Source organism: Vibrio sp. 1978, from assembly GCF_033344345.1.
The window spans coordinates 1-887 of sequence record NZ_JAWPOP010000242.1; the positions used below are offsets into that span (position 1 = coordinate 1).

Annotated in this window: 2 protein-coding genes; both read right to left on the reverse strand. The window is 46.8% G+C overall.

Going from position 1 to position 887, the window contains the following annotated elements:
• A partial coding sequence (locus R8N49_RS25800) for an HPr family phosphocarrier protein (RefSeq protein WP_276465782.1) occupies window positions 1–78 on the reverse strand: 78 nt, incomplete at its 3' end.
• A 2-nt stretch (window positions 79–80) separates the two neighbouring features.
• Window positions 81–887, reverse strand: an 807-nt coding sequence (rapZ, locus tag R8N49_RS25805) for an RNase adapter RapZ (protein WP_318190293.1), incomplete at its 5' end; no start/stop codon positions are given.

Below are 887 nucleotides of genomic sequence, written 5' to 3' on the forward strand. Positions count from 1 at the left end.
AAGTTCTACCAACTTAACTGCGGCGCGCGCGTGTAACCCAAGACGATTTTGAATCAATACTTTACGACTTAACTCCACTGCTACTCCTTAGCATTTTTCTCGAGCGAGGTGTGACGAATCTGAACTTGATGCCCTTTATCCGCAAAGTACTCGCCAATCTGTTGGGTTAAATACACTGAGCGGTGCTTGCCGCCAGTACAGCCAATGGCTACGGTGAGATAGCTGCGATTATTTTTTTCGAGCAAAGGTAGCCAAGTTTCAATAAAACTTTCTATCTGGTACTTGAGGCTCAATACCGACTGGTGCTGTTCCAAAAACGCAGCGATAGGTGCATCTAAACCCGTCAGTGGGCGCAGTGCTGGTTCCCAGTGTGGGTTCGGTAGGAATCGAACATCAAATACGTAATCTGCATCAGACGGAAGGCCGTATTTAAAGCCGAATGATTCAAACACCATCACCAAGCCTTTGCGATCACGTCCTTCTACTCGCATGCGAACTGTTTCACTCAGTTCATGCAAAGACTGACCGCTACTGTTGAGGATTAAATCCGCATGCGCTTTTAGTGGTGTCAGGATCTCTTTTTCTCGCTCGATAGCTTGATCGAGCGATAGAGACTGACCGCCTAATGATAGCGGGTGGATGCGACGAGTTTCGCTGTAGCGTTTGAGCAAGGTTTCTTTATTGGCGTCTAAGAAAAGTACGGTTACATCGAGTTCAGTTTTTAGCTGCTCTAACGTGCCAGTCAGTTCTTTGAGCTTTTTGGGGATGTTGCGGATATCAATGCTCACCGCAACATTTTGCTTGCTGTCAGCGATGGAATGTACAAACGCATCCAATAGGTTTACTGGTAGGTTGTCGACACAGTAGTACCCTAAGTCCTCTAGCAC